Source organism: uncultured Bifidobacterium sp., from assembly GCF_959020145.1.
GTDB lineage: Bacteria > Actinomycetota > Actinomycetes > Actinomycetales > Bifidobacteriaceae > Bifidobacterium.
Genome location: NZ_CAUEQY010000074.1, coordinates 1 through 3,380, shown reverse-complemented (window position 1 = coordinate 3,380; position 3,380 = coordinate 1). Strand labels below are relative to the sequence as shown.

At 56.9% G+C, this 3,380-nt stretch carries 2 protein-coding genes; both read left to right on the top strand.

Translation table 11 applies throughout. The features are described from left to right. The first annotated feature begins 20 nt into the window (after positions 1-20). Positions 21-1,379, top strand: a complete 1,359-nt coding sequence (locus Q5H33_RS08250; RefSeq protein WP_368043745.1) for an MFS transporter — start codon at positions 21-23, stop codon at positions 1,377-1,379. Positions 1,380-1,771: 392 nt separating this feature from the next. After that, on the top strand, positions 1,772-3,380 hold a 1,609-nt coding region (locus Q5H33_RS08245; RefSeq protein ID WP_368043744.1), incomplete at its 3' end, for an FTR1 family protein.

Genomic DNA, 3,380 nt, shown 5'->3' with positions numbered 1-3,380 from the left:
CCACGCGCACAACAAAAACGGTGAAGAGCCTGCCGATGCCCAAAGTCTGGGCTTTCGCCGTCGGCCAATTCGGCTGGGCGCTACTTTCCGGCATTATTTCGAATTGGCTCGTCTACTTCTACCAGCCTGACAACGAAACCATCTCGCAAGGGCAAACCGTGTTCGTACCGCAAGGTCTTGCCGTGCTCGGCGTGGTGACCGTAGTCGGCGGTATCACCGCGTTCGCCCGCTTCTTCGACGCATTCGTGGATCCGGCAGTGGCAAGCCTTTCCGACCGTTGCACGTCGAAATCCGGCCGTCGCATGCCGTTCCTCAAGTTCGCGGCCCTTCCGCTCGCACTCGTCACCGTGCTGGTGTTTTGGAGTCCAATCAACGATACGAGCTGGATCAACGGCGCGTTCCTGTTCGTTACGGTGATCGGCTACTATATCGCACTCACGTTCTACTGCACGCCTTATAACGCGCTGATTGCCGAGCTTGGCCACGATTCCAAGCAGCAGCTCACCATCTCCACCGCCATCTCGTTCACGTGGGTGGCCGGCACCGCCATTGCATACGTGGCACCGGTGATTTGGGCTGGTTTCGTGCCGGGCTTGGGGCGTGTGAACGCCATTCGTTTGACGTTCACCATCATGGCGGCCATCGCATTCGTGTGCATGCTGGTTCCGCCGCTCACCATCAAGGAACGCGATTACGTCAACTCGCAGCCCACGTCCGAATCGACCATCGAATCGTTGAAGCAGACGTTCGGCGACGGCGAATTCCGCAAGTTCGTCTGCTCCGACGTGGTCTATTGGGTTGCGATCACTACATTCCAGACTGGTTTGCCGTTCTTCGTGACAAGCCTGCTCAAACTTCCCGAGACCACGACCACCATCTATTTCGTGCTCATGACCGCAGTGTCGGTGCTGTTCTACATGCCGGTGAATGTATTGGCGAATCGTGTTGGCAAGAAGCGGATTCTGCTGGTCGCTTTCGTGATTTTCACATGTGCGTTCGCGTTTGCGGGCGCGCTTGGCTCCGGTCTGCTCGCTGCGATTCCGCCGATGGCGCAGGGCTTGATTCTCTCGATTGTCGGCGCGATTCCGATGGCCGCGTTCGGCATTCTTCCGCAGGCGATTGTTGCGAATATTGCCGACGCGAGCTCGAAAACGACCGGTCAGGATCGTCAGGGCATGTTCTATGCGGCTCGCACGTTTGCGATGAAGATGGGTCAGTCGGTGGCGATGCTGCTGTTTACCGGCGTGAGCACGATTGGCATGGCGTCGGGCGCCGGCTATCGCATTGCGGCTGTTTGCGCCGCGGTATTGTGCGGCATCGGCGGTGTGGTGTTCGCGTTCTACAACGAACGCAAGGTGCTTGACGTGCTCGAATCCTGATTCCGTCCATGCGCCCGCTGGCCTCACGATTTTGTTTTTCGTTGCTTTTTCGGAATCGTGAGGTCACCAGGGCGGAATCGTGAGGTCAGAAAGTCCAGCTCCATCCCAAATCCCCCAATTCCCGAATCTTCCAATCGCACGAATATGCATGGAGAGGAACGGCGAAAGCGCCTCAAAAAATCACTATGTGAGACGACTCGCGCGGATTACAGAAAAGAAGAATGGCGGAATTCCGCCATTTTAAAGGTTTCTACAACAAAATTGCCAAAAAATCAAGACTGTTCTTTCGATTTTTTTCGTTTTATCTTGTGAAGTCGGTGCGCACTGTGTGTATGGCAAAGGTGGCGCACTCGTGAATCGGATTGTGAACGGCTGAGAGAGGAAGCGGTCTTATGTCATCCTGCGATACGCAGCGGGCTACAAGTGTGTCCGGTCGCCTTGTCGCGTTCATTGCGGCATTGATGATCGCGTTGACCACGCTTTTCGCGACTACCGCAGTTCCGCAGCCGGCAATTGCCGCCGATGACGGTCAAACGAATTTTGATTCCTGGACTGCCGCTGCGAAGAACATCGAAGACCAGCTTGCGGCTGCCGAAAAAGACTACAATGATGGCAATTACGGTCAGGCTGGCACCGATTTCCAGACCGCGCATTGGATCGGTTACGACGCATCCAACTTCTCGAAAGTCGTCAACGACACCATCAGTGCCGACAAGCAGAAGGAACTGCTGCAGCAATTCACCGATCTTGAAGGTCTTGCCTACCAGCAGGACCAAGGCGACGCCATCGCAGCCAAAATCGACGCGCTGACCGCCGAAATCAACGCAACCGCGCAAACGCTTGACGCGAACGCCGACCTCGCCAATCCTAAGGAATATGCGAAGCAGCGTGCCGCGCAAACCGCGGAAGAGCGCAAGAAGCTCGACGCGGCCAAGAAGAATTCATCCAAAGGCAAAGGCGACCGCACGTGGAGTGAGGTTGCCAGCGAAATGACCGTCATTCTCGACCAGGCATACGAGGCTGCCGCTGCCGGCAAGGGCGACGAAGGTGCCACGCTGGTCAACAACGCCTACTACCAGTACTACGAGAAGCTCGGCTTCGAAAAGAACGTGATGAACGCGATTTCCGGCGACCGTGTTTCGCAGGTCGAATACCAGTTCAAGATGACTCGTAAGATCATGCGCGACGGCGGTTCCGACAAGGAAATCAAACAGCATGTCGACGATTTGAAAAGCTGGCTTGTGAAAGACGCGGCCATCCTCGACGGTGGTGCGTCCGGCAATGTCAACGGCTTCACCAAACTCGTCACCAGCTCCGCCGGCCAGGCGTTCCTCATTCTGATCCGTGAGGGTCTCGAAGCGCTGCTGGTGGTGGCCGCAGTGATCGCCTATCTGGTGAAGTCCGGCAACAAGCGTTTCGCCAAGTGGATCTACCTTGGTGTGGTCGCAGGTTTGGCCGGCTCCGGTCTGGTCGCCGTGCTCTTCACGTTCCTGTTCGGCGGTTCCGGCCCGATTCAGGAGATTTCCGAAGGCGTGTGCGCGCTGATCGCCACCCTCATGCTGCTGTGGACCAGTAACTGGATGCTCAACAAGAGCTCCGTGGAAGCGTGGAACAACTACATCAGGAATAAGACCGAAGCGGCTGTGGCCGGCGCGCAAAGCAAGGTCGAATCCGGTCAGAGACTGGGCTTGGGCATGATCGCCTCGCTTGCCATGCTGAGCTTCCTCGCCGTGTTCCGTGAGGGCGCCGAAACGGTGATCTTCTACGAGTCCATCTACTCCATGAGCCAGGATGCGCACGGCATGTGGGTTGGCGGTCTGGCCGCCGCCGCGGTGCTGATCGTTATCTTCCTGGTTCTGCGATTCACTTCGGTGAAGATTCCGATCGGCCCGTTCTTCCTCGTCACTTCGATTGTGATGGCCGTGCTGGTTGTGATTTTCGCGGGTGGCGGCATCCATGCGCTCATCGAGGGTGATCTTATTGAAGGCACCTACTTGAGCA